24 protein-coding genes and 1 tRNA gene are annotated in these 26,085 nt (G+C 30.3%); 13 read left to right on the top strand and 12 right to left on the bottom strand.

Translation table 11 applies throughout. The features are described from left to right. Nucleotides 1–93 precede the first annotated feature (93 nt). From pnp to N3Z17_RS07680, 6 genes are read right to left on the bottom strand one after another with little or no spacing between them, the layout of a single operon-like run. Entirely contained in the window at nt 94–2,409 is a 2,316-nt protein-coding gene (gene pnp, locus N3Z17_RS02470) for a polyribonucleotide nucleotidyltransferase (protein ID WP_282472430.1), read from the bottom strand. Continuing rightward, the gene (gene rpsO, locus N3Z17_RS02475) at nt 2,410–2,682 is read right to left on the bottom strand and encodes a 30S ribosomal protein S15 (RefSeq protein ID WP_282472431.1); all 273 of its coding nucleotides are present in this window, start codon (nt 2,680–2,682) and stop codon (nt 2,410–2,412) included. A 12-nt stretch (nt 2,683–2,694) separates the two neighbouring features. After that, complete coding sequence (gene truB / locus N3Z17_RS02480) at nt 2,695–3,570, bottom strand: tRNA pseudouridine(55) synthase TruB (protein WP_282472432.1); 876 nt, start codon at nt 3,568–3,570, stop codon at nt 2,695–2,697. Further along, a complete protein-coding gene (locus tag N3Z17_RS02485; RefSeq protein ID WP_282472433.1) occupies nt 3,571–3,978 on the bottom strand; it encodes a YgiW/YdeI family stress tolerance OB fold protein in 408 nt (135 codons plus the stop codon). It abuts the gene before it with no gap. A gap of 50 nt (nt 3,979–4,028) precedes the next feature. Continuing rightward, on the bottom strand, nt 4,029–5,114 hold the full coding sequence (locus N3Z17_RS02490) for a GTP cyclohydrolase II (RefSeq protein ID WP_282472434.1): 1,086 nt from the start codon (nt 5,112–5,114) through the stop codon (nt 4,029–4,031). Continuing rightward, nucleotides 5,101–5,217, bottom strand: a complete 117-nt coding sequence (locus tag N3Z17_RS07680; RefSeq protein WP_458693334.1) for a lipoprotein — start codon at nt 5,215–5,217, stop codon at nt 5,101–5,103. Before N3Z17_RS07680 ends, N3Z17_RS02490 begins: the two co-directional genes overlap by 14 nt. Before the next feature lie 38 nt (nt 5,218–5,255). Between N3Z17_RS07680 and N3Z17_RS02495 the strand changes: the two genes are divergently transcribed. The 5 genes from N3Z17_RS02495 (at nt 5,256) to N3Z17_RS02515 (ending at nt 9,816) form a co-directional block, all read left to right on the top strand. Further along, a complete protein-coding gene (locus tag N3Z17_RS02495) occupies nt 5,256–5,825 on the top strand; it encodes a TlpA family protein disulfide reductase (protein ID WP_282472435.1) in 570 nt (189 codons plus the stop codon). A 57-nt stretch (nt 5,826–5,882) separates the two neighbouring features. Further along, nucleotides 5,883–6,335: a dUTP diphosphatase gene (gene dut, locus N3Z17_RS02500; RefSeq protein WP_410519602.1), complete on the top strand. Its 453-nt coding sequence runs from the start codon at nt 5,883–5,885 to the stop codon at nt 6,333–6,335. 5 nt (nt 6,336–6,340) lie between these two features. Beyond that, nucleotides 6,341–7,000 carry a 7-carboxy-7-deazaguanine synthase QueE gene (locus N3Z17_RS02505; protein ID WP_282472437.1) on the top strand — a complete coding sequence of 220 codons (660 nt, stop codon included), beginning with the start codon at nt 6,341–6,343 and terminating at the stop codon, nt 6,998–7,000. Nucleotides 7,001–7,445: 445 nt separating this feature from the next. Continuing rightward, nucleotides 7,446–9,047, top strand: coding sequence for an ABC-F family ATP-binding cassette domain-containing protein (locus tag N3Z17_RS02510; protein ID WP_345799030.1), 1,602 nt, complete (start codon nt 7,446–7,448; stop codon nt 9,045–9,047). Nucleotides 9,048–9,216: 169 nt separating this feature from the next. Beyond that, complete coding sequence (locus N3Z17_RS02515; protein ID WP_282472439.1) at nt 9,217–9,816, top strand: hypothetical protein; 600 nt, start codon at nt 9,217–9,219, stop codon at nt 9,814–9,816. Here N3Z17_RS02515 and N3Z17_RS02520 read toward each other — a convergent pair. Then, nucleotides 9,794–10,354 (bottom strand): 5-formyltetrahydrofolate cyclo-ligase, encoded by a 561-nt coding sequence (locus N3Z17_RS02520; protein ID WP_282472440.1) that lies wholly within the window; start codon nt 10,352–10,354, stop codon nt 9,794–9,796. The two genes, N3Z17_RS02515 and N3Z17_RS02520, sit on opposite strands and share 23 nt — an antisense overlap. Before the next feature lie 20 nt (nt 10,355–10,374). Between N3Z17_RS02520 and radA the strand changes: the two genes are divergently transcribed. From radA to sdhA, 7 genes are all read left to right on the top strand, one after another. Further along, nucleotides 10,375–11,751 (top strand): DNA repair protein RadA, encoded by a 1,377-nt coding sequence (radA, locus tag N3Z17_RS02525; RefSeq protein ID WP_282472441.1) that lies wholly within the window; start codon nt 10,375–10,377, stop codon nt 11,749–11,751. Further along, on the top strand, nt 11,738–12,568 hold the full coding sequence (locus tag N3Z17_RS02530; protein WP_282472442.1) for a CvpA family protein: 831 nt from the start codon (nt 11,738–11,740) through the stop codon (nt 12,566–12,568). The genes radA and N3Z17_RS02530 overlap by 14 nt, the downstream gene beginning before the upstream one ends. 99 nt (nt 12,569–12,667) lie before the next feature. Beyond that, nucleotides 12,668–12,964: a DUF3035 domain-containing protein gene (locus N3Z17_RS02535; RefSeq protein ID WP_282472443.1), complete on the top strand. Its 297-nt coding sequence runs from the start codon at nt 12,668–12,670 to the stop codon at nt 12,962–12,964. 393 nt (nt 12,965–13,357) lie between these two features. Beyond that, complete coding sequence (locus tag N3Z17_RS02540) at nt 13,358–15,208, top strand: ribonucleoside-diphosphate reductase subunit alpha (RefSeq protein WP_282472622.1); 1,851 nt, start codon at nt 13,358–13,360, stop codon at nt 15,206–15,208. A gap of 185 nt (nt 15,209–15,393) precedes the next feature. Next, nucleotides 15,394–15,783: a succinate dehydrogenase, cytochrome b556 subunit gene (sdhC, locus tag N3Z17_RS02545; RefSeq protein ID WP_282472444.1), complete on the top strand. Its 390-nt coding sequence runs from the start codon at nt 15,394–15,396 to the stop codon at nt 15,781–15,783. A gap of 11 nt (nt 15,784–15,794) precedes the next feature. After that, nucleotides 15,795–16,199 (top strand): succinate dehydrogenase, hydrophobic membrane anchor protein, encoded by a 405-nt coding sequence (sdhD, locus tag N3Z17_RS02550; RefSeq protein ID WP_282472445.1) that lies wholly within the window; start codon nt 15,795–15,797, stop codon nt 16,197–16,199. A 1-nt stretch (nt 16,200) separates the two neighbouring features. Beyond that, the gene (gene sdhA / locus N3Z17_RS02555) at nt 16,201–17,997 is read left to right on the top strand and encodes a succinate dehydrogenase flavoprotein subunit (RefSeq protein WP_282472446.1); all 1,797 of its coding nucleotides are present in this window, start codon (nt 16,201–16,203) and stop codon (nt 17,995–17,997) included. Between the two features lie 428 nt (nt 17,998–18,425). Here sdhA and N3Z17_RS02560 read toward each other — a convergent pair whose 3' ends face one another. From N3Z17_RS02560 to N3Z17_RS02580, 5 genes are all read right to left on the bottom strand, one after another. Beyond that, nucleotides 18,426–19,103: an outer membrane protein gene (locus tag N3Z17_RS02560; RefSeq protein ID WP_282472447.1), complete on the bottom strand. Its 678-nt coding sequence runs from the start codon at nt 19,101–19,103 to the stop codon at nt 18,426–18,428. A 20-nt stretch (nt 19,104–19,123) separates the two neighbouring features. Next, entirely contained in the window at nt 19,124–20,917 is a 1,794-nt protein-coding gene (locus N3Z17_RS02565) for a glycoside hydrolase 64/thaumatin family protein (protein WP_282472448.1), read from the bottom strand. 3 nt (nt 20,918–20,920) lie between these two features. Continuing rightward, nucleotides 20,921–21,838, bottom strand: coding sequence for a beta-1,3-glucanase family protein (locus N3Z17_RS02570; RefSeq protein ID WP_282472449.1), 918 nt, complete (start codon nt 21,836–21,838; stop codon nt 20,921–20,923). 495 nt (nt 21,839–22,333) lie between these two features. After that, nucleotides 22,334–23,074 (bottom strand): class I SAM-dependent methyltransferase, encoded by a 741-nt coding sequence (locus tag N3Z17_RS02575; RefSeq protein ID WP_282472450.1) that lies wholly within the window; start codon nt 23,072–23,074, stop codon nt 22,334–22,336. A 26-nt stretch (nt 23,075–23,100) separates the two neighbouring features. Then, a tRNA-Trp gene (locus N3Z17_RS02580) sits at nt 23,101–23,176 on the bottom strand. Nucleotides 23,177–23,316: 140 nt separating this feature from the next. Here N3Z17_RS02580 and N3Z17_RS02585 point away from each other — a divergent pair. After that, nucleotides 23,317–26,058 carry an AsmA family protein gene (locus N3Z17_RS02585; protein WP_282472451.1) on the top strand — a complete coding sequence of 914 codons (2,742 nt, stop codon included), beginning with the start codon at nt 23,317–23,319 and terminating at the stop codon, nt 26,056–26,058. The last annotated feature ends 27 nt before the right edge of the window (nt 26,059–26,085 follow it).

The following is a 26,085-nucleotide window of genomic DNA, read 5'->3' on the forward strand; positions in this document are numbered from 1 at the left end:
TTGCAAAAAAAAGGGAGTTATAATTTCTTATAAACTCCCTAAATCATTTCTTATTTTTTAAGTAACCAATTATGTTGCTTAAAATCTATATACTTAACTAAACAACTTTTTAATAAAACTTTTAGCATTAAATAAAGTTGGATTCTTTTCTTCTTTTTTATCCTTATCGTGGTGAACTGCTTTGTTAAAATTAGAAGTTTTATTATAATTTTGCTTTGGCATCACTCTTTTTTTTCTTGTAAACTCCTGATCATTTTTTTTTTCAGGTCGTTGCTTTTTAGGCTCACCTTCCATCAATCTCTTCCAAGAATCACTATTAAAAAATTCGTCACTTTGTTCAACATTTTTCATGGTAAGTTTAACTTTTCCTTTGTGATCTGTGCCAACATATTTAACGTTTATGATCATACCTTCTGAAAGTACATCATCTACATTTTCTATATTTCTGTCTGAAATCTCACTTACATGCACTAAACCTTCATTAGAACCTAAAAATTTTGCAAATGCACCAAATTGCATAATTTTAGTTATTTTTGCATTATATATTTTACCCATTTCAGGCACTGCAACAATTTCTTCGATACTACTTAAAGCCTCATTTAAAGTTTTTTCATCAGTTGCAAATATCTTAACGCTACCATCATCTTCTATATCAATTTTAACACCGGTTCTTTCACAAATCTCTTTTATGTTTTTTCCACCTGGTCCAATTAGATCTCGAATTTTATCTTTATTAATTTTTATTGAACTAATTCTAGGTGCTGAAGAATTTAATTCATTCTTAGGCATAGAAATTAATTCATTCATTTTGGATAATATGTGGTTACACCCATTTTTAGCTTGAGAAATTGCTTTCTTCATTATTTCAATGGTTATACCACTTATTTTGATATCCATTTGTAATGCAGTAATTCCGTTTTTTGTTGATGCCAACTTAAAGTCCATATCGCCTAATGCGTCTTCATCACCAATAATATCTGAAAGAATTGCATGACGATCCTTTTCTAAAATCAAACCCATCGCAATACCTGCAACAGGAGTTTTAATTGGAACACCAGCGTCCATTAATGCCAATGTTGCTGCGCAAACAGTTGCCATGGACGATGAACCATTTGATTCGGTAATTTCACTTACTATTCGTATAGTATATGGAAACTCTTCATCCTTAGGTAAAATAGGGGTAACAGCTTTAAAAGCTAATTTCCCGTGTCCAATTTCCCTTCTTCCTGGTGGTTTAAGCATGCCAACTTCCCCAACTGAATATGGAGGAAAATTGTAATGTAGCATAAATTTTTCATTAAAAGTCCCAGTGACTCCATCCCTTAACTGTGAATCTTGCTGGCTACCAAGCGTAACAATTGACAAAGACTGTGTTTCGCCTCTTGTAAACAATGATGATCCATGAGTTTTTGGTAATAAACCAATTTCACAGTCAATCCTTCTTATTTCTTCCAAATTTCTTCCATCTATCCTGATGTTATCATCTAAAATTTTATCCCTAACTACCTCTCTTCTGAGTTTTTTATAGGCAAGGTCAAATACATTTGATTCAAACCCGTCCTTAGTTGAATGATTGTCAAATGCCTCTTTATATATTGCATCTAATTTTTCTTTTCTCTCATTTTTGTCAACTATCTCATATACCTTTTTTACGTCCTTATGATAGTCTTTTTTCAATTTTTCGAAAATAGTCTGAATATCTAATTTAGCATAAGCATATTTGTCTTTTTTTGAATCAGCAGCAAATTCCTCAATCAACTTTATAACAGGTTGTATGTTTTTATGTGCAATTTCAATTGCAGAAACCAATTTCTCTTCATCAATTTCTTTGGCTGAAGACTCAATCATTAACACTGAATCACTTGTACCAGCAATCACCAAATCTAATTCTGATTTTTCTAATTCTTCTGTTGATGGATTAAGTACAAATTCATCATCAATTAACCCAACTCTTACTGCTGCGAGCAAACTATCAAAAGGAACTTCAGAGATTTTTAATGCCGCCGCAGACCCTATTATTGCTAAAACATCAGTTGGAAAATTGCCATCATATGATAAAACTTTACAAAAAACGTTAACTTCATATAAAAAATCTTCTGGAAACAAAGGTCTGATTGGCCTATCAATCAACCTTGAAATTAATGTTTCTCTATCAGAAGGTTTACCTTCTCTTTTCATAAATCCACCAGGAAATTTTCCTGCTGCATAATATTTTTCTAAATAATTTACAGACAAGGGAAAGAAATCGATCCCTTCTTTTAAATTTTTACTAAAAGTTACTGTACATAAAACTATACTTTCTCCCATTCTCACTATAACAGACGCGCTAGCTTGCCTAGCTATCTTTCCTGTTTCTAATTCAATTTTTTTACCGTTCCATTCTATCGATTTTTTTACTATATTAAACATTTATACCCTTTTAAGTTTCAATTCTTTTATCAATTTCTCATAACGATCATTATTCCTATTTTTTAAATAAGTTAATAATCTTTTTCTTTTTGTAACAAACACTAATAAACCTCTTCTTGCTTGATAATCTTTTTTGTTTATTTTTAAATGCTCAGTAAGATTGCTTATGTGCTGTGTAAACAACGCAACTTGCACTTCTGTTGAGCCAGTATCATTCTCAGCAAATGAAAATTGAGAAATAATTTCTCTCTTTAATTCTTTTGTAACCGACATCTAAATCCTCCATTAAAATGTTTTTGTTGGTTTTAAATAACTATTAACGTATGTACACAACGCAATTAACGTATCGTTACTTTTAACAGCTATCCTTGAATCATTCTCAAGCGATAATTTATGAAAAATAGATTGCCCATTTTTCAATTTTTTAGCATCACTTGAATCCAGATTATACACAGGGATGTCGTCTAGCACATAATCCAGAGGCAGAATTCTTGCAGATATGTAATCATATAATTCGCTATTATGCAAGAATTCTTTTGTTATTTCCGCATTTATCATCTCCATATTTGCAAAAATTCCACTTTGATTTCTTCTCAATTCCACTACATGAGCCAGCGTATTTAATGACTTTGCAAAATCTCTAGCAAGCGCTCTAACATAAAATCCTTTGCTTGTGATAATATTAAATGTACTTAAGTCATTTTTATGTGATTCTAAAGAAAATTTCTTTAAAGAGACTTTTTTTGATTTTAAAGTTAATTCCTCACCTTTTCTTGCGTATTCATATGCCCTTTTCCCGTTTACCTTAACAGCGGAAAATATTGGAGGTACCTGCTCAATCTCGCCTACAAAATATTCTAATTTACTTATAATTTGTTGCTCTGTAGGGATAATTTTACTATTTCCTGTAATATTGCCAGTCAAGTCGTCACTATCAGTTGAAATACCCCATTTAACCGTAAAGGTATAATTTTTTTCAAAATTCATCACATAATCAACCAACTTAGTTGCTTTACCAAGCGCTACTAACAAAAAACCCGAGGCAAATGGATCAAGAGTTCCACAGTGCCCCGTTTTAACATTAAGCAATTTTTTAAACCTATTAATTGCCTGGAAAGATGTAATCCCAATTGGCTTATCTACTAAAAGCCATCCGTTCATTTATTTCTTATGCACATCTGTAGCTTGTTTAACAATTTCAACTCTAGCAACGTCTATTTCTATCCGTGGATTCTTTCTCTTCATCTCTACTTCTCCATATATCGTAACTGTTTCAGATGCAGAAAAATCTTCAAATGGCATATGTTTTTGATCAATATCAATCATGACTTCACCTGTACTATCTTTAAACATATACTTATCATGTGAAACTTTTTGAATTATATTACCTTGTAAAAAAACATGCTGACCATGAAATGCTGTACTAAGTACTTTTTGCACGGTTGTTAGACCCTGATTTTGGTTCTCTATATTTTGTGCTTGAGGACCTTTAAAATCCGCATTTGCCAAATTTAAAGCACCTAACGATATACATGATAATATTAACGCCTTTGATATTACTTTTTTCATAAATTTACCTTATATAAAAATGTCTAGGGTTAATTGTATTTCAAAAAATTTTATACTTCAATATCATGATTTAATTTTTTCGCCTTACTATCATAATAGTTTTTTATATCTGAACTAAGAAATTGATGAGAAATAACATTTTCAACCATAATCCCCTGTTTTGTTAAATCTTTTGCTTTTGCAGGGTTATTTGAAAGTAAATCAATTTTATTTATGTTTAACTTTTTTAAAATTTTAGAAGCTATTATGAAACCCCTTGCATCACTTTCAAAACCTAAATTTTCATTTGCCTCTACTGTATCAAATCCACTGGATTGAGCCTTATAAACTCTAATTTTATTAGTTAAGCCAATCCCTCTTCCTTCTTGATTTAAATAAATTATGACACCGCCACCTTTTTCGCTCATAATTTTGATAGCGTTGTAAAATTGTTCATGACAATCACATTTAACACTGTCAAATATATCTCCAGTGAAACATGAAGAATGGACTCTAACTAAAGGAGTTTTGCTATTATTCTTTTTGTTTTTTGAATTGATAATTATAGCATAATGATCCTTTGAAAATTGTGACCTAAAGCATTTTATTTCCCCCCTACCAAATTTTAACTTTAAGTCTGCACTGCATACTTCATGTAAATCATCATTCGTCTTAACAAGAAAATCATCTATGTATTCTGATTTCAATGAATTTATGTGAAAATTCAATTCCATTTCAGGGTCTACTTTAGCAATTATAGCAACAGGAATTAATTCACTAATCTTTAAAAGCATTAACGCTTTTTCATCTGAATTTGACATTTTATAATAATCATGTGCATTCAGATCAACATCCTCTAAATCAAAAGCAATTTTTTCAACTTCATTAAAATCAAGATTTTGACAATTTATCTTGCAATGCTTAAGTTTTAAAAAATTGGCTCTTTGTTGTGTAATAACCAAATTAACTTCCTTAAGTGCATTTTTTATCTCGTTAAAAATTTTTTTATTTATTCTTTCAAGTGACAATATCAAATTTTTTTGATTTTTATGTTCTAAAATAATTGGGATACCAAATTTTAAATCAGAAATGCATCTTGTTACTTCTATTATTTTTACCTCAAATACATTGGGTATCTTAGTATTATTTATTTTCATCCTCAACTCTGTATAACTCTTTTTTAACTCCACATGCACTTAAAAAAACAGCAAGTAGAATTATTAATGATAAAAATGTAATGTACTTTTTATAATTAAACATTATTGTTAGTATACGATGTATATATCAAACTAAATTGAATGAGTAAGCTGGCATTATTTATCAGTATCTTGTTTTTTTCAATAAGTATTTTATCAGCAAATGTTTTGTCTCCCGATAATAATAAAATAAATATAAAAAAAATTTTAGAGAAATATAATTTAGCAATCCCAAAACAAATTGACGATTCAAAATTTTTCAATGATAAAGCAAAACCAGTTTATCTTAAAGAATTTAACAACAAATTCATTATATTAAATTTTTGGGCAAATTGGTGTGTCGAATGTGTTAATGAACTTAAATCACTAAGTAATTTGCAAAAAGAATTTGATAAGCTAAAAATTATAGATGTGGAAATAATCTCTGTGAATGATAACTCGTTAGACTTCGAAAAAGTACAAAACTTCTATCAAAATAATAAAGTTAACAATTTAAAGGTTTACTTCGATCTTAGTAAAAATTTAATGACAGAGTTTAAGGTAAATTCTCCACCAACAACAATTTTTATCGATAAAGGGGGGAAAGTATTTGCCAAATTTAATAATACCTATAATTGGAGTGAACCATTGATGCTTAATTATATATTAGATATAAAGGATAATAATCATTGAAAAATATTATTTATCTGGCAATTATATTAAAAATTTTCACAAAAATTCATGCATAAAATTACTATAAACATAACAAAATTAGGTAATGCACAAGATTTGCCATTACCGCAATACGCAACAATACATAGTGCAGGGGTTGATTTAGTTGCAGCAATTGATGGAGATTTAATCATAGAACCAAATCAAAGAATATTGATTCCAACAGGAATAGCAATTTCAATTCCTGAAGGCTTTGAAGGTCAGGTTCGACCACGTTCAGGATTAGCTATAAAAAATGGTATCACTGTGATCAACGCACCTGGAACAATAGATTCTGATTACAGAGGAGAAATAAAAGTTCCAATCATTAATTTAGGTGACAAAGATTTTATTGTTGAGCGTGGCATGCGCATTGCACAATTAATTATTGCAAGATACGAAAAAATAGAATGGAATTTAGTAGAGCAACTACCGCAAAATACTACAAGGGGCGATGCTGGATTTGGTTCAACTGGACTTGTCTCAAAATAATAAATATGTTTGGCAATAATCCAAAATTACCATTCGAAAAGGGTGATGGCACCTATTTAAAAGTACATTCTATTTTTGAAACAATTCAAGGTGAGGGGCCATATTCTGGATATCAAGCAATTTTCATTAGACTTAGTGGTTGTAATCTTGCATGCGAATTTTGTGATACAGAATTTGATGATTATAGCATTTTAGAAATTCATGACATTCTAAAAAAGATAAAGTCCTTTGAGCAAATTAATCCACTTATAGTGATTACTGGAGGAGAACCTTTTAGACAGAATATTTCACAATTATGCAAATTACTAATTATAAATAACTTCAAAATTCAGATTGAAACAAATGGCACTTTATACATAGATATCCCAAAAGAAGTTGAGCTAGTTTGCTCTCCAAAGCCATCTAATGATAAATATCATATGATAAGGCATGACATATTAAAACAAACTATAGCAATAAAATTTTTAATATCTTCTAATATTAAACCTTATTCAGATATATCTGAAGTTGGACAAAAAGAGTATAGTATTCCAGTATATGTACAATCTATGGATGAGTATAATAAAGCGATAAATCAGGATAATTTAATTCTAGCGCAAAAAATAGCAAAAAAATACAATGCAATATTGTCATTGCAAATTCATAAAATACTTAATATTGATTAAAATTTATTAAGCAATAATATCAGCCGCCTTAAATCTCAAAAGAGAAATAATAAAATGGACCTTGTTCGGCAAGAATGAAAAAAAGTATTTAGAAGAATCAAAAGATGCATAAGAGAATTATTTAAAATACAAAAATTAGAATCTTAAAAAACAGAGGGAGTAATTATTTACAATAGTATAAATTTATGAAATTCTTTTGGTTGATCTATTAGCGTTGAAGTTTAGTTTAGCAGCATTTACAGCTGGAGACATATCATGCGAACAAAGTTGTTTTAAGATATATGTGAACGGCTAAGCAAGATAGATAAAATACAGTTAGTGGACTGATCTATATAAAATTTAACCTGAAAGCCGCACTGCCAATTTAATAATCAAAATCTGTATTGAAGTAATTTAAATAATCTGTATTATGTGTACTTGTTTAGCCTAAATTTACTTAGCTATTGTGATCTTATGTAAAAATATCTCCATGGATTATGGAGGCAAAAAACTTTTTAACGATGTGAATTTTTCTTTAAAGCCAAATAACAGATATGGGCTAATTGGAGCAAATGGATCAGGAAAATCAACATTAATTAGATTAATACAAGGCGAGGAAGAATTAACTTCAGGTGATATAATTATTAACGACTTACTGAAAGTTAGCGCTTTGAGCCAGGATCAATTCAAATATGAAAATGATAGAATCGTGGATATTGTTATTCAAGGTAATAAAGTTTTGTGGAATGCAATGAAAGAGCAAACTGCATTAAGTAATAAAACTGATGTTAGTGATGAGGAAGGTTATAGGATTGCGGAATTAGAATCTGTTATATATGAAAATGATGGTTATAGCGCAGAATCAAATGCTGAGATAATTTTACAAGGTCTTGGAATTGAAGAAAAAGATTTTAAAGAACCACTTAAAAAGTTGTCCGGCGGTTATAAAATTAGGGTTTTGCTTGCTCAATGTTTATTTTCAGATCCAGATATATTATTACTAGATGAACCTACAAACCACTTAGATATATTATCAACGCAGTGGCTAGAGGATTTTTTGAAAAAAAAATTTAAAGGAATACTATTATTAATATCCCATGATCATGATTTTTTAAATGCAACATGTAATAATATATTGGATATAGATTATCATACAATTACGTTATATTCAGGAAATTATGATTATTTTGTTAGAGAAAAACAAGATAGAGCAGAGCAAAAAGAGGGAGAAAAAGCTTCAATAGAAAAGAAAATAGCTAAGGACAAAGTTTTTATAGAGAAATTTAGATCCTCTGCTGCGCGTTCAAAACAAGCGCTTTCAAGAGAAAAAAGAGTCCAAAAAATAGATGTTCCAGAACTTAATCGCACCACAAGAATAGCTCCTAAATTTTCATTTAAGCAAAAGGAAAAATCAGGACAAGAAGTGTTGAATGTTTCAGAACTTTCACAATCCTTTAAGGAGAATAAATTATTTCAAGATTTATCTTTCAAGGTGAATAGGGGGGAAAAAATAGCCATTTTGGGTATCAATGGTATAGGAAAATCAACATTACTTAAAACAGCACTTGAGCTTATTTCACCTACAAATGGAGGTGTTAAATGGGGGCATAATACAAAATCTTCATATTTTTCACAAGATCATCACGATCTAATAAAAGGTAATATTTCGGCAATGAATTGGTTAATGCAAGCTACTAATGAATCAAATATTGGTACTATAAGAGGAGCCCTTGCCAAAATGTTACTTACACAGGATCAAGCTGATAAATTGGTTGATGTGCTAAGTGGGGGGGAGGCAGCGAGATTGCTATTTGCAAAAATTATGCTTGAACAAGGTAATGTTCTAGTACTTGATGAACCTACAAATCATCTAGATTTAGAAAGCAGAACTGCTTTAGCCAATTCTTTAAAATCTTTTGAGGGAACAATTATATTTGTGAGCCATGATAGGCATTTTATATCTACAGTTGCGAATAGAATTATTTTTATGAATAAAGAAAGGACTATAGATTTTTTGGGTAAATACAATGAATTTAGAAATAAATATAGTAAATTTTTTCAAATTTAAATAAACATCTTCACCATTATTGCAGTTATAATATTAAATGTCGACGACTGCAAATTATACGAAAATATCATTTGAATCTATGTTATTGAAACAAAATAATTTGCTTGTCCTGTTTATTATTTCAATATACTTTATGTGATTTTTTAAAGATTATAAATATTTATAACTTATGGAAACACAATCTTTATTGCAGAGGTCACAAAGCTTAAAAAGCGAAGCACAAGATTTTCTTAACAGATACGATATAGATGCAATATTAGGAAAATATTTTAACGTGCGTTACACGGGTAGTTTTTCTTATGATTTGATGTGTTGGAGGGATATTGATATTGTTTTAGAATTGAAAGAGAGTAGTCAAAGCATTAAAGATGCATTTGGAAATGTATTTGCAAAATTAATAACTAAAAATGGAATTGCCGATATTCATTATATGGATGGTAGTAATTTTGAGATTAGGAGAGGATTGCCTAAAGGACATTATTTAGGTTTTGATATACAAGATGATTCTTCTAACGATAAGTGGAAAGTTGATACATGGCTTTTGGATAAGCAATATTTTCAAAAAAGTAGAAAGCTTGATCAAGATATGAGGCTAAAATTGAATCTTCAAAATAGAGAGAAAATTATCAGGCTTAAATTTAGATATATGAATAACTCAAATAGAGTACCATCTCTTGTAAGTTATTATATATATAATGCAGTATTGTTTAAAAATTTTACAAATGAGGAAGAGATAATTGAATACGTTAATAACAAAATTTCTCAGTAATTATATAATCCATTTTAATATCATGTTTTTCTGTGGGAATATGTTCTACTTCCTGAAAGCTATAACCTACGCCTATTTTAATTGATGGGATAATTTTACTTAACCCCTTGTCATAGTGACCATAACCATGACCTAGCCTGTTACAATCTTTATCAAATCCAACAACAGGTATTAACAATGCATCTGGCATCATTTCCATTCCGATAGGAGGTTCGTAAATATTTAATTTATTTGCTATGAGCGGAAAATTTTTATTCCACTCATAAAATTTAATAGTGTCTCCTGTAATTTTAGGTAATGTTGTTTTTATACCTTGGTTATATAGCCAATTTAATATTGGAAAAATGTTTGGTTCGTTATCAAATGCTGAATAACATGCAACTATACTGGTATTTTTAAAGAATTGGCCATTAAATATGTTGAGAAAATTTTCACATATTTTTTGGCTTAATTGCTCAATTTGAAGCGGAGTTAATGCACGCCTTTCATCTAGCAAATTTTTGCGTAGTTTTTTCTTTAAATATGCACTATTATTCATGAGCAAACTTAATATGTAAAATGAGCAAAAATAAAATTTTTTCTTGCCAGGATTGTGGAGCAGTTTTTAAAAAATGGCAAGGCAAATGTACAGAGTGTAATGCTTGGAATACAATAGTTGAAGAAATTACAAACACGGCAATTACAAAGAAGATTTTAGGTAAAAATACTCAAGACGTAGTTGATATAAGTAATTTAGATTCAATAGAATCCGATTTTCAAAGGGTTGATACTAGGGTTAATGAAATAAATAGATTGCTTGGAGGGGGAATAGTAAAAGGGTCTGCTATCTTAATAGCAGGAGAACCAGGGATTGGAAAATCTACATTAATATTGGAATTATGCAATAAGCTTGCAAGGCAAGAATTTCTTGCAATATATATTAGTGGCGAAGAAGCTCTATCACAGATAAAACTAAGAGCCGATAGATTGAAAGTTAATAATAAGCACATACACGTTGCAAATATTACTTCACTTGAAAAATTACTATTGTTAATTGCAAAATTAAAACCCTCAATGATTGTTATTGACTCAATACAAACGTTGTATTTTGAAAAATTAGATTCTCCACCTGGTTCGGTAAGCCAAGTTAGGGTTTGCACGCATGAATTAATACAAATTTGCAAAAAACATGGTGTAACACTTATTTTAATTGGTCATATAACGAAAGAAGGGCAGATAGCTGGTCCTAAAATTCTTGAGCATATGGTTGACGTTGTGCTTTCTTTTGAAGGAGAAAATACTCAGCAATTTAGAATAATAAGAGCTACAAAAAATAGATATGGTTCCACAAACGAAATTGCACTATTTGAAATGAGCTCAGAAGGGTTGCGTGAGATACAAAATCCATCTGAAATTTTTCTACCCGATGAACAAGATAATTTTGAAAAAGAAGGGGCGTGTATTTTTCCAAGTATAGAAGGAACAAGGACAATTTTACTAGAAGTTCAAGCATTAGTAGTGCCAAGCTTTCTTGCGACGCCAAGAAGAGCAACTGTTGGATGGGATCATAATAGGCTTTCAATGTTAATTGCAGTCCTAAATGCTAAAATGAATATAAATTTGATGAATAAAGAGGTATATTTAAACATAGTGGGAGGCTTAAGAGTAAGCGAACCAGCGGTGGATTTAGCGGTGATTGTTGCTTTAATATCAGCAAATCAAAACATTCCGATAACTAAGGATACTATATTTTTTGGGGAGGTAGGTTTGTCAGGAGAAGTAAGGCAAGTTAATAATATGGATAATCGTTTAATTGAAGCAAGTAAGTTGGGCTTTAAAAAGGCTATAATCCCTTTTCAAAGAAAAAAGTTTACTTGCAATATAGATATAATTGAGCTAAAGCACATTAATGAATTAAAAAGAATACTAATACCAAAGCGAAATGCAAGGATTTGATTTCAGTGCTATGAATTACATTGATTATATATCATTTACCATAGTATTTATTTCGATAATATTTGGGATTTATAGAGGTTTTATAACGTCTGCAATTAGTTTGTTTGGATGGATTTTTTCAATCATCCTAACTTATCAATTTTATCCTCAAATTGAACAACATTTACTCAATTATATTAAATCTAAAATTTTTGTTATAATTTTTGGTTCTGGTGGCCTATTAATCATTTTATTAGTAATCTTTGGAATTCTAAATAGTGTGCTCTATAAGTTGATTGGTGATCTTAAGAGGAGTTTTTTTGATAGAGTCATAGGGGCATTTTTTGGTTTGATAAGGGGCTTTTTAATTGTATCATTTTTGTTTTTGTGTCTTTCAATTAGTTTGAAATTAATATCAGGGAAAAAACATGAGTTATCTGAGAAAGACTATCCTTCAGCGATCACTGGGGCTGTGACCTTTGAATTGATAAAAGCAGGGGCAGATGGATTAGAAGGTGTTTTACCAGAATCATTTAATAAAAGGTTTGACAAAATATTCCAGCAGGTAAGTAAAAAAGATGTTGATGAGATGTTTATTAAAAATTCAATTGATAAATTAACACAATTTGCCTCTGAGGAGCAGATTAAAAATATTAATTTGAAGAGACAAGATTTAAAATCACTTGAATCTCAGGAAACAATTGAGATAAAAACCCTAGAATTCCTTTTGGAAAATTACAACAAAAAATTACTGAATGGAACCATCAAGGAAAAAATATTTTCAGATGAGGAGTATGAAAAATTAGAGACAATTATTAGTAATCATTTTAACGAATGATTTATATATTGACCTAATTAAAATAAATTAAATTTTTAATGTAAAACCTCGTTTAATTAATGTATAATCCTATAAAATCACCAAAAAAAGTTTTGTTATATGTATAAGAGATTAGCTTTGTTATCTATAGTTTTTTTAACGTTAGTTGGATGTAATAAAAAGGCTATGTCAGCCTTAGGTATAAAAAGGGGAACTCCGGATGAATTCACAATTATACCCAATAAACCCCTAACTATTCCACCTATGTTCGATCTTAAGGATCCTAATTCAAATGAAAATCAACACAATGTTGAGAAGCATGATGAAATAGCTGATAATGGTACCCTAACTCAAGATGATAAAAAATTCATGGAAAAATTTGAAAATAACAAATTAGCCAAAAATAAAAAAGACTAAATTGTCACGGTGTCACTACTGTGCGGTTAAAAGAAAAAGTCTAAATAAAATGATTTTTATTGAATCTTCTTTGTTGTTTTGGGGAAGAGTAGATATTTTCCTATAACAAGAAAATTATTAGCTATATTTAAGGTCTGATTTATCTATGCTTTTTAGATTTGCAAAAAATTGCAAAAGCATAGTAAAAAATTTTAACTGACGAATCATTTCTTTAATCAATACTTGTTTTTACCTATATCGTTGTGAGGCAAAAACTTTGTGAAATAAATATAAATGTTTGCTGTAGACTTTTAAAGCAAATCAATATATAGTGCATTTCACAAATATATAGTGCATATTTTACTATATGTAGTATATTTATAAATATACCATAAAATGTCTTTTGTTACGATTATGCTGAATGGAATCTTCGAAAAAGTTAATAAAACTCAAATACTAAAATATAAAATCAATCTTGATCATTCGAGAAATGAGAATCTAAGCGAATCAGGAAAAGCAATGCTTTTAGACAGATATCTATTAGAAGACGAAACATATCAAGATCTTTTTGCAAGAGTAGCAATTCATTATGCTGATGACCAAAATCATGCACAAAGACTTTATGATTATATGAGTAATTTTTGGTTTATGCCTGCTACTCCAGTACTGAGTAATGGAGGGGCAAAGAGAGGATTGCCAATTTCTTGTTTTCTTAACGAAGTAGAAGATAGTTTGCAAGATATTGTCAGTATTTGGAATGAAAATGTGTGGTTAGCTTCTAGGGGTGGTGGTATAGGTACATATTGGGGCAATGTGCGTTCAATAGGGGAGAAAGTTGCAAATAGTGGTAGGACTTCCGGAATTGTACCATTTTTAAGTGTTCAAGATAGGCTAACTCTTGCTATATCTCAGGGCAGCTTAAGAAGAGGAAGTGCCGCAGTGTACCTACCTGTTTCTCATCCAGAGATAGAAGAGTTTATTGAGTTAAGAAGGCCAACAGGTGGAGATCCTAATCGTAAAACCTTAAATCTTCACCATGGTGTTGTAATTACTGATAAGTTTATGAATGCAGTAGAGAAGGATTTACCGTGGGAGTTAATAAGTCCTAAAAATAATGCTGTTATATCAATTGTTAAAGCCAGAGATATATGGATTAGATTGTTACTTGCAAGAATTGAAACAGGTGAACCATATTTGTTATTTATTGATAACGTCAATAAGCATGCCCCAGAGATATATAAAAAACATGGAATGGAGATAAAAACTTCCAATTTATGTAGTGAAATTACACTTTTTACAGGAAAGGATTATAAAGGTAATGATAGAACTGCTGTGTGCTGCCTTTCGTCTTTAAATTTAGAAAAATATGATGACTGGTGTAATAATCAGTTATTTATAACAGATGTGATGCGATTTTTGGATAATGTTATTCAAGATTTTATAGATAATGCTCCTGATGGAATGTATAAAGCTAAATATTCTGCTTATAGAGAAAGAAGTGTGGGGCTTGGGGTAATGGGTTTTCATTCATTTTTGCAATCTAAAATGATACCGATGGAATCAGCAATGGCTAAATCATGGAATCTAAAAATGTTCAAATACATAAATCAAGAGGTTAATAAAGCATCAAGATTAATTGCAGAAGATAAAGGTGCTTGCCCTGATGCTGAAGAGCTAGGCATAATGGAAAGATTTACTCATAAAACAGCTATAGCGCCAACTGCATCTATTTCAGTGATAGCAGGTTCAACATCTCCGGGAATTGAACCAATAAATTCTAATGCATATACTCAAAAAAGTTTAACTGGCTCTTTTAATATAAGGAATAAATACCTAAAAGCTTTATTAAAAGAAAAGGGGCAAGATTCAGATGAAATTTGGTCATCAATAATGAATCATGAAGGATCTGTGAGTCATTTAGATTTTTTGACTACAGATGAAAAAGATGTATTTAAAACTGCATTTGAAATTAATCAAGAATGGTTGATTGAGCATGCGACTGATAGAACGCCATATATTAATCAGGCACAATCTATTAATATATTTATTCCAGCTGATATTGATAAAAAGGATTTAAATAGATTACATTATTTAGCATGGAAAAAAGGTATTAAGAGTTTGTATTATTGCAGATCAAAGTCATTGCAAAGAGCTGATAAAGTTTCAATTTCAGATGGTGTTGAGAAGCATCAATTGGAAATGAAATTATCTCCAGTAATAACAAAAGAAGATAATAAATACGATGAATGTTTGTCCTGCCAATAAGATGAAGTGACGCCACCTAAAACATGGAATGAAAGTTAAGTAACATTTTTATATAACCCATGAGATAACATTTGAAAATTATTAGAGGAATAATTAATAATAACTCATAAGCGCTTCCAAATGGCTTGAATTAACAAAAAATAACATTATCATGATGTATATAATTAACGATTGAATTATTTTTGATGAAGGAAACGCGTCCACTATCTCCCCATTTGACTATTTACAAGCCACAAATATCCTCAATTTTATCAATTATGCATAGAATTACAGGTGTCATCATGTTTTTTGGATTTCTTTTAATCCTCTGGATTACAAATATGTATACCTTTAAAAGTAACACACTAGAAGATTTTGGTGGTATTTTAACTTACGTTATGAAAAATAGATTTTTTCTATCTATTGTTATATTGTTTAGTTATTGTATTTTTTATCACATGTGCACTGGAATTAGGTACTTATTTTGGGATGCAGGTAAATTAATGGAAATAAAAACAGTAAATTTAACTGGGTGGTTAGCTATAATTATGTCTACTGCTCTCACTGTATTTTTTTGGTATACAATCATTTTATAATTAATTAGGTCATGAGTTTAAAAAATTTAGCTGGCAAAGTCAAAGGGCAAGGAAGTTCTAAATTTGGTACATTGCATTTTATAAAGCAGAGATACACAGCAATTATATTAGTACCACTTTTTATTTGGTTAATATTTTCTGTAATTGGCCTAATTAAGCGCTCATCTTCTGAAAATGTGATCCTCTTTATTTCTCACCCCATGAATTTTGCACTAATTGCAATATTTATTTTATTTTTTTTATATCATGGTTATTTAGGTATGAATGATATAATGAAGGACTATATACAATGTAAAGCTTTGTATCATTTATTGGATAAGGTTTTAATTGCTGTTTGTATTTTAACTTATTTTGTCACTATCATTAATTTTATTTTTTATCATTTATTATTTAGATATTTTTCGGGTATGAGCTAAAATGAATACAAAATCGTATGATATAATCGAACATAAGTATGATGTTATAGTTGTCGGTGCAGGTGGCGCAGGTTTGAGAGCAACTCTTGGCATGGCTGAAAAAAAATTAAAAACAGCTTGTATAACAAAAGTGTTCCCTACCAGAAGTCACACGGTAGCAGCACAGGGAGGAATTAGTGCATCACTAGGTAATATGGGGAAGGATGATTGGCGTTGGCATATGTACGACACCGTTAAAGGTTCTGACTGGTTGGGTGACCAGGATGCCATTGAATATATGTGCAAAAATGCTGCAGAGTCTATTATTGAACTTGAACATTATGGCGTTCCATTTTCCAGAACGAAAGAAGGTAAAATTTATCAAAGACCATTTGGTGGTATGACTACAGAATATGGTAAGGGAGAGCCTGCCCAAAGAACATGTGCGGCAGCTGATAGAACTGGGCACGCCATATTGCACACCCTATATCAGCAATGCCTAAAAGTTGATGCAGAATTTTTTATTGAATATTTTACAATTGATTTGATAAAAAATGATGCTGGCGAATTTATAGGAGTTCTTGCATATTCTCTTGAAGAAGGCACTATCCATAAATTTAGTGCAAATTTAGTTGTATTGGCTACAGGTGGTTACGGTAGAGCATATTTTTCTGCGACATCAGCACATACATGTACAGGAGATGGTGGAGGTATGGCTTTAAGGGCTGATATAGCTTTACAAGATATGGAATTTATACAATTTCATCCAACAGGTGTATATGGCTCTGGCTGTTTAATAACAGAAGGAGTTAGGGGAGAGGGTGGTTATTTAATTAATAAAGACGGAGAAAGATTTATGGAGCGTTATGCTCCTTCGGTAAAAGATTTAGCCTCAAGAGACGTTGTTAGTAGAGCTATGACGGTAGAAATACGTGAAGGCAGAGGGTGTGGCGAAGATGGTGAGTATATACACTTAGTTTTATCGCATCTAGATGCTGATGTAATTCATAAAAGGCTACCTGGTATTTCAGAAACAGCAAAGGTTTTTGCCGGAGTGGATGTGACCAAAGAGCCTATTCCAGTAATTCCAACGGTGCATTATAATATGGGTGGAATCCCAACTAATTTCCATGGAGAAGTTTTGAGTAAAAGTGGCAAAAGTATGAAAGTTGTTCCTGGTCTCATGTCAATTGGTGAAGCATCTTGTGTATCGGTGCATGGTGCAAATAGGCTTGGTTCAAATTCATTGCTTGATTTAGTCGTGTTTGGCAGAGCAGCTTCGATTAGGGCTTCAGAGTTAATAAAACCTGATGATAAAAAACCTGATATTCCAAATAAATATATTGAGAAAATTTTAGATAGATTTGATAAAATAAGACACTCAAATGGTAATCTTCCTACATCGAAAATTAGATTAGATATGCAAAAAACAATGCAAAAGCATGCAGCTGTGTTTCGTACGGAAGATTCTTTAAAAGAGGGTGTGAACTATATGCATGATATATATAGTTCGTTTGAGGATATTGGAATTTCCGATAGAAGTATGATATGGAATAGTGATTTAGTTGAAGCTTTAGAATTGGATAACCTTAGATCTCAAGCGCTTGTAACTATATCAGCAGCATATAATAGGCAAGAATCAAGAGGTGCGCATGCTAGAGAAGATTATAAAGAAAGGGACGATAAAAAATGGATGAAGCATACCTTGATTGAATTGAATGAGAAAACAGGTAAAGTCAAAATTGATTATAGGGAAGTGTCTAAAAAAACACTAACTGACGAAGTTGAATTTTTTCCTCCAGTAAAAAGGGTGTATTAATCTGCAACTGATACAATCAATAAGACCAACGAAAATAAAGAAATCACTAAAGAAGAATTTGATAATTCGTATCAAAATGCATTTTCTAATATTGCCAAGACGCTAAATAAATTTTGTTCAGATAGTGAAGCTTTGGTTAGTAATTCGAAATATAAAATATAGAAGTGCAGGAAACTTTCTCAAGATACAAAGGAATCATTGATAACAAATTTTAAGCACAACATTTTTAGGTCAACAAAACGAAGCAAAAACATAATGCATAAAACAATTAGTATAGCTTGGGGTCAGATAGGTAATGACAAGCGAAGTATAGTAAAACCCACATAAGCGAAGAATGACGATGTCAATGCATATATGAATTATGCTATATTGCCTAAAAAATTATGAAACAGGTGCATTTAGCATTTATGCACCAAAATTTCAAGTTACTAAAAGCTATATCTAACACCAATTGTCGCGATATGAGCTCTTATGCTAAATTTCTCTGGATCAGTAGATAATACTTCTCCTGATGGTATTTCATATTTATTAAATCCCTTAGCTTTGCCAAAATCTTGGAATTTATATCCAATATCAAAATTTATTCTATCAGTCATAGCAATTGATACCCCAGCCATTAAAGCATAGGTTAAATTCTCAGATTTATTTGATATATATAATGTTTCAATATCCTTAGTAGATAAACTAGCCTTGTTTGGATTTATTTTTGCATAACCAACCCCAACACCTAAATAAGGTGTTAATTTTTGATAAGTTGCAACATCATAAAAAAGATTTACCATACCAGTTTGAATATTAACTTTTTGCTTATATTCAGAAATCATGTCTATAACATTAGTAGTATTTCTTTTATATTTAAAATCTGTGTAATTATAAGTTATTTCCGTTCTAAACTTATCATTTATTTTATATCCAAAACCCAAAGAATATATTGGGCTTGAATTAAAACCTTTATTGCTATCAGTTCCATAAAATTGCTGCTTTGATTTAATTTTCTGAGACTTAGCAACCCCAACTTCAGCTTTAATGTAGTAATTATTATCTTTCGCAAGTGCATTGCTTGTTGTAAGCAATGCACTTATTATTCCTAATGTATATTTTTTCATTTTTCTTTACCTAAAAATTATTATTCACAAATACCATGATTAATACAAAGATACGCACCTTCAATTTCTGCTGCATTATGATTGTGCACGTGATATATCACATTGTGACCATGGGCAATTTTCTCCACATATCCTTGCGGTATTTGGTCAATATGTTTTGATGATTGGTCAACATGTGAGCATATAGTGTTAACTGCTTTTTCTACGATATCACGATCATATTTTTGTCCCAATTCAATATAATTAATTCCTTCTAGTATCTTGCTATTTGCTTCATTTACTGGCTTCTTAAAGCTATTTGGATGGTCACTTGCTTTATTCATCTTAGCATCACTTAGAGATGGGTAAAAAAATGAATTGCTAGGAAGGATTTGTTTTTTACTGGTATGCTTATCAATACATGGTCCTTCTTCGGTATTCTGCCCAATTGTACTCCCACTTTTTTCTAAAACACGAGGAGTACCTTTGCTATATTCTAATGAATACATTCCATACCATGAATCCCAATGAATAGGAGTTGCTAATTTGCTACCTGGTATATTGTCTTGAAAAATTTCATATAGGTGTTTTTTCGCACCATTATGTCCATTAACTTCCATACCACGAGCGTCTTTTGACAATCCATTATAATCTCCAACTAGCAATACAGAATACTTATAGTTCGAGTCTGACGTTAGCTTCAATATATATTTTGTGATATCAGTATATCCAGCATAATTATTATCACCTATATAATTTGCTACAATTGAATTTCCATAAAGGTTATGAATAACTTGGTTATCCTTCAAAAAATTGGATTCTATGAATTTAGAATCTTCATTAAAAAAGTCTTCACGGTATATTTTTGCAAGTGATTTTACAATAGTATCTGCCGTCTCCATTGGTTTTGGCGTCTGATAATGGCCATCACTCTGTTTTCCACCACCTGCGACATACACTATTTTCCCTATCGGATATAATCCGTTACACTGCGTATAGTATGCTAAAGCACGCCCTAAATTACCATATGCATCTTGCCACTTATCAAGATTTTTTTGGTCATTGCCACTTGGATCTTTGTCATCACAACTATCTTGATGATGACGAATGACAATTACGCTTGCTTTTTCTGCTTTAACCTTATCACATTTTGTAGCACCTGGTGTTGTTAAGAATAAGTTACTAAACGCCGTCACAGGCATTACATTAGCAGGAGGCCCAGGAAAATTAATGGTTACAGATGAAGAATTATCGATTACTATTCCATCAGCTATAGGATCGTAAGGCACGATCATTGGATATTTAATGTAAATCTCTACATCTTTGCCATTGAATTTTACTTTAAATGGAATATCGACATTTGTAAATACAACTGGGTTACCAGGTTTAATTATCTGGTTGTCATATTTTAGTTCATAAAAAGCAGTATTGTTGTTTTTTCCTAAATTCACGGTAACCGTATATTTGCTAGAATCTGTATAAGGGTCTGGTAATGTGATACCTGTCATATCTCCTATTGTGACTGAAACTTTACCAATACTACTTGCGTTTGGATCATGCAATGTTCCATCCTGGCCAAGTATATCATCATACGCAAATGTATAAATCGGTTGACCTTGAAAATTATGAAATGCTTTTGAATATAGATCAAACCAAGGTCCTTCCTTAGTGACTAAATATTTATTATCCTTATAAAAATCACCATGTTTAGATTTGAAATAATCTTTGCTTAAAGTCACATCATCGGTTGGTAAAAGACCTGCGTCAAAAGCTGCAGTTAAAGCCCTTACTATAATTGCACCAACTGTGTGATTGGGGAAATCAAAAGAGCCCACAGATCATGCAAAAAATGATATGGATTCTGGTTTAGCAATGGATAATATAGATTCATTTCTTGAATTACTAAATGTAAATTCATCGTTCTTAATTTGACCAGTGAATACGTAATCCTTTAATTTTGGGTTAAAATCTTTATCACCTGCAAGTTCGGAGCAATCTACTTTAATTGTATTGGTTTTATAATAATCCCAGACTTTATCAATATAGTTAAGCCCAAATTTATTATTTGCAAGATAGTCAGACGCAAAGGTTGGATTAGATCCAGGCCCTGTATCTCTCATAGCCTTACCTGGAGCCATAGCTCTCAATGTTGTCCCGCTATCAAAATTTAAGAATAGTTTATTCCATTCATTACTTGATACAGATTGCGAAAATTCCTTCCAAACACTTGCCAAGATATCACTCCTTTTATCACTAAATCCGGAACTTTTAAGATCAGGTGATGTAGGGAGGGATAATTTTATAGGGATTGAAAAAAAATCAACAGAAGTAGGGTTAATCCACAAACCATCTTCATTAAACGTAAACTCGAATTTATCATAAACAGTGTAGTAATTTGAATCTCTGGTTTTAAATCCATCAGGATCGATAATCGCCATTTTATTCGGATTCGAAGAATCAATATGCAATTTTAAAGGATATTTCAAGGATACATATATCCTGCCTGATTTCATTTGTGTAAGGTTGAATTCTGGATTCCCAGCAGAATTTTTTGTTAAAGCTGATAATTTATAAGAATAACTTACTGAATCTGTTTGAGCTGTAACAGCTTCACAAACTCCAACATTACTTTCAATTTTAACTAAGCACTGCTTATCATCTGCATTAGTTGCCTTTACTATTATGTAAGTGCTATCATTGTCGGTAATTTTAGCATTATTAATAAATTCAATTGGGAAATTAGTCAAATTTTTCATTTTCACACTTAAATATTTCACTATATAATTGGTATCTCAATATAAACTGCATTGCAAGATCTATCTAAATCATCAATTGCAGATGACTAATATTATAAAAACCAAAACGAAAATTAGAGACTCTAAAGCTAAAGAAAATTCCTATTAATATGGTATATTAATGGATACAAATATTTATGATTGGAAAGTTCAATGGTGGGTTACCTTCAAGCACAATGATATAGATAAAATTGTTAGGAAGAAAATATGAGAAGAGATGTACTCCAAGGCACCCATAACAAACTTAGTGGTATTGTACATAGATATTATTAATATGTCAATTACCATTTAGACTAATTTTAAATGAATGATTTTACTAATTTGCAGCAAATTTTCAAGTAATATAGATAAAAATACACATTATAGTTATGTAAAAAATCTATCTAAAATAACATGTCATTATGCTATATTAAGGCACAATAAATAAACTTTTAAGAGTTTGACGCTCGCATTTAATTAAGCTTTATACCCACTATGGATTGCAACTACACCAAAAAAAAGTTTTTTGTGATTAACAGAAAAATATCCACCATCTTTCATCATAATTTCCAATTCTTCTGGATGATGAAATTGTTTAATACTTTCTACTAAATATTGATACGAATCACTTGATTTTGCTACTAGCGATCCAATTTTTGGGATAATTTTAAAGGAATAAAAATCATAAATTTTAGAAATTATATTATTATCAACTTTTGAAAATTCTAGGCATAAAAATTTACCTCCCGGCTTTAATATTCTCAAAGATTCTCTTAATACATTTTTTACATGCGTAACGTTTCTGATACCAAATGATATTGTGCAATAGTCAAAACTATTATCAGCATAGGGAATATTCTCTGCACTGCAATGAATCCATTTGATATCGTTAATATATCTTTTATTGATCTTTTTGCCAATTGTGCTTTTACCCTTATGTAGCATTTCCTTATTTAAATCAGATACTATAGCTTTTTTCCCGCCTCTATCTATAAATTTTTTTGCTATATCGCCAGTACCTCCAGCCAAATCTAGCAAGCTCATTCCTTCATAACTATCAATTTCATTAACAAAAATATCTTTCCACTTTCTGTGCAAACCAAAACTCATCATATCATTCATTATGTCATATTTATTCGCAACTTTGGAAAAGACGCCCTGCACCATTTTTTCTTTTTCTTCTTCTTTTACTTTTTTAAATCCAAAATTCACAGTCATATTAACAATATAATCTATCTAATAAGTGGCAGGAGCGAGAGGCCTCGAACCCCCAACCTCCGGTTTTGGAGACCGGCGCTCTACCAATTGAGCTACACTCCTATCCTTGTATGTTACTATGTGTATATCAATAATGCTTTCTTAAATCAATAAACTGTTATTATTTATTTATTCATTTAGCTAGACAAATAGGAGAAATATTATCTAATATAGCATTAATCTTACAATTAAAATTTAGCATTTTGTTTAAAATAGCCAAAAAGTTATTAAAATTTTTTTCAATAATTGCAACTTTATTACTAGGCTTGCATATTATATTGATACAATGGAATTTTGATTTTCTATTTCCACAAATCCAAAATTACTTTGAGCAAAATTATTCTATAAATTTTAAATTAAATGGGGAAGTTAAGATAAAAATACTTCCCTTTCCTAAGGTTTCTATAACTAATCTTCATTATTCTGAGGACGATGGAATAACTAATATATTCATACCAAAAATTCAAGTCAAAATTAATTTATTGAAAATTTTTAACAAAGAGGAATTATTAGATTTATACAATACCTCTCTCTACGACGCAAAAATTAAGTTACCAGATTTAGAAAATCAACAATATTTTGAAATGTTTCAAAAATTCTTACTAAGATCTGCTAATCGATCCTCACAGGTATTTTTAAGAAATGCAGAATTAGAATTTATAGACATAGATAGTGCACTTACAAAAAGAAAAATTGAAAAACTAAATTTAACATTTAACAATGTAAATAACTACCATTTAGACCTAAATTCAACATTTTTAGAAAATCAGGAAGAATATTCAGTTTTTATTGAATCAAACGATTTAGATAAGGATCTTAATCCAGATGACATTACGATATCTCTGCAATACAATTTACTACATTTTCATACTAAATTAAATAGAGAGGCAAAATCAGATAAGTTGACAGGTACAGTTGATGTTCATTTTCATGATAAATGGGGGAGTAATTTATCAGATTTTGATAAATTTATTAACAAACAAAATTTTAAAAATATTAAGGCAAATATTGAATTTAGTGAAGAAAGTTTAAGTATCAATAATTTTACTACCGACTTTGACGATATCACTAATATTAAGGGTGAGGCAAATTACTATCGTAAAGCTAAAATATTAGATTTGACTCTTTCAATTGAAGAGTTAAATTTAGATAAATTACTTTTAAAATATTACGGTAAAAGCGATAATGATGATAAAGTTGGATTCAATCAAACAGATTTATTGGATTTTTTAACTAAAAGGCGAGAGTTTGAATTTTCCACATTTATCACTTCTTCAACAAACTTGAATATTGGCAAAATTACTTTAAACAACAAATTTATTAATGATTTTAAATTAGAATTTAGCTCTTGGCCCTCTATTACAAAAAATAATCAAAAAATTTTATTAAATAACCTAAGTATGGTATTTCCGGGCAATACTAAATTTGTTACACAAGGCATCATAAGTAATTCTACCGTCCCCATTTTTAGAGGCCAATTATTATTTACAAGTGAGAGTCCTAAGGATTTGATTATGTGGAAGTATGACAATAAAATTACAGAACAAATTAATAACTCACCAATTTCGATTAAATCTGATATTGTATTAATGCCATATATATTGCAGTTATACCACACTCAAGTTGTTTCAAAAAGTATGCAGCTTATGTCTAGTATTTTAGCTTTAAATTATCCAGGTAAAAATAAGATGCAATTATATACCAAAATCTCAGCCGATAACTTAAATTTAGATGATTTTAATTTTGATAATAAATTTGATGACATAATGTACGTTCTTTATAAAAGTGATTTTGACAATTCAGGGGAAAAACTCGATCAAAATACAAATAACCTAAATTTTTTACGTACTCAAAGAGGATATAAAAATCTTACTCTAGAAGTGGATAATTTAATTTTTAAAAATCAGCCCTTTTCTAATGCACTTATAAATCTAGACATTAATAATGATAAATTAAAAGTAGACTATGTTAATATTCAGCATGAATATGGAATATATTCAGGGTATTTTCTTCTTAATTTACCAGGTATAAAGCCATCAGTTAAAGTTGATCTTAATTTTACAGAGTTACATGATAAATTTTTACCTTTGTTATTTCCCTCTCAAGAAAAACTCAGAAAAAGGTATGAAAGTGAGCTTTCTCAAACTGGAGAAAATTCAGAAAAAATTAGTGATTTAAATTTTTATAGTCTCAAAAATTTTGATACTGATTTTCGCTTTAACGTAGATAAGCTTTATTTTAAAGATTTAGAATTAGATAATTTTATTATGACAGGAAATATTCAAAATCAAGAAATCAATTTTAAAAATATAAGCGCCCAAGCTTTTAATGGAAGTATTAAATCTAATGGAAATATTTCCATGCAACGACCTGTATACTCAGTTCAATTAGCGCTTGGATTAGGTAATGTTAATCCGAGTTTATTATTAAATAATTTTTTAGGCTATAATAACAACGATGGATACATGAGTGCATCTGGAATTCTTTCATCCAAAGGAATTGATTCAGAAGAAATTAAACAAAATTTCACTGGCAGTATTAATATTGAGGGCAAAGATATAGAGTATAATGGGTTGGGTCTTGTTGAATTAGCTAATTTAACACAACTACAGGCTGATCTTGATTATAAATTAGAAAGATTAAATTACTACTCTCTATATGGAAAAAGCCAATTTAATGATGTTAGTGGTACAATAGATATCAAAGATTCTATAGCTCAAATAATGAATTTAAAGTTGTCTAATGAGAGATTGACAGGATTGTTAAATTTAATATATTCTTTTTCAAATGACACTTTAAATACAAATTCAAAATTTTCCTTCATTCCTGTTGCTAATAGCGACCCAATTACGTTAGATATAACAAGTTCGGGAACCTTAGCAAATACTAAAACTATCATAAACGTTTCTGCACTAGAGAATTATTTAAGAAAAAATACTCACTAAATTGTTAAAACTGCATAACATCACATT

Source organism: Candidatus Bandiella numerosa, assembly GCF_029981845.1.
Classification (GTDB): Bacteria; Pseudomonadota; Alphaproteobacteria; order Rickettsiales; family Midichloriaceae; genus Aquirickettsia; species Aquirickettsia numerosa.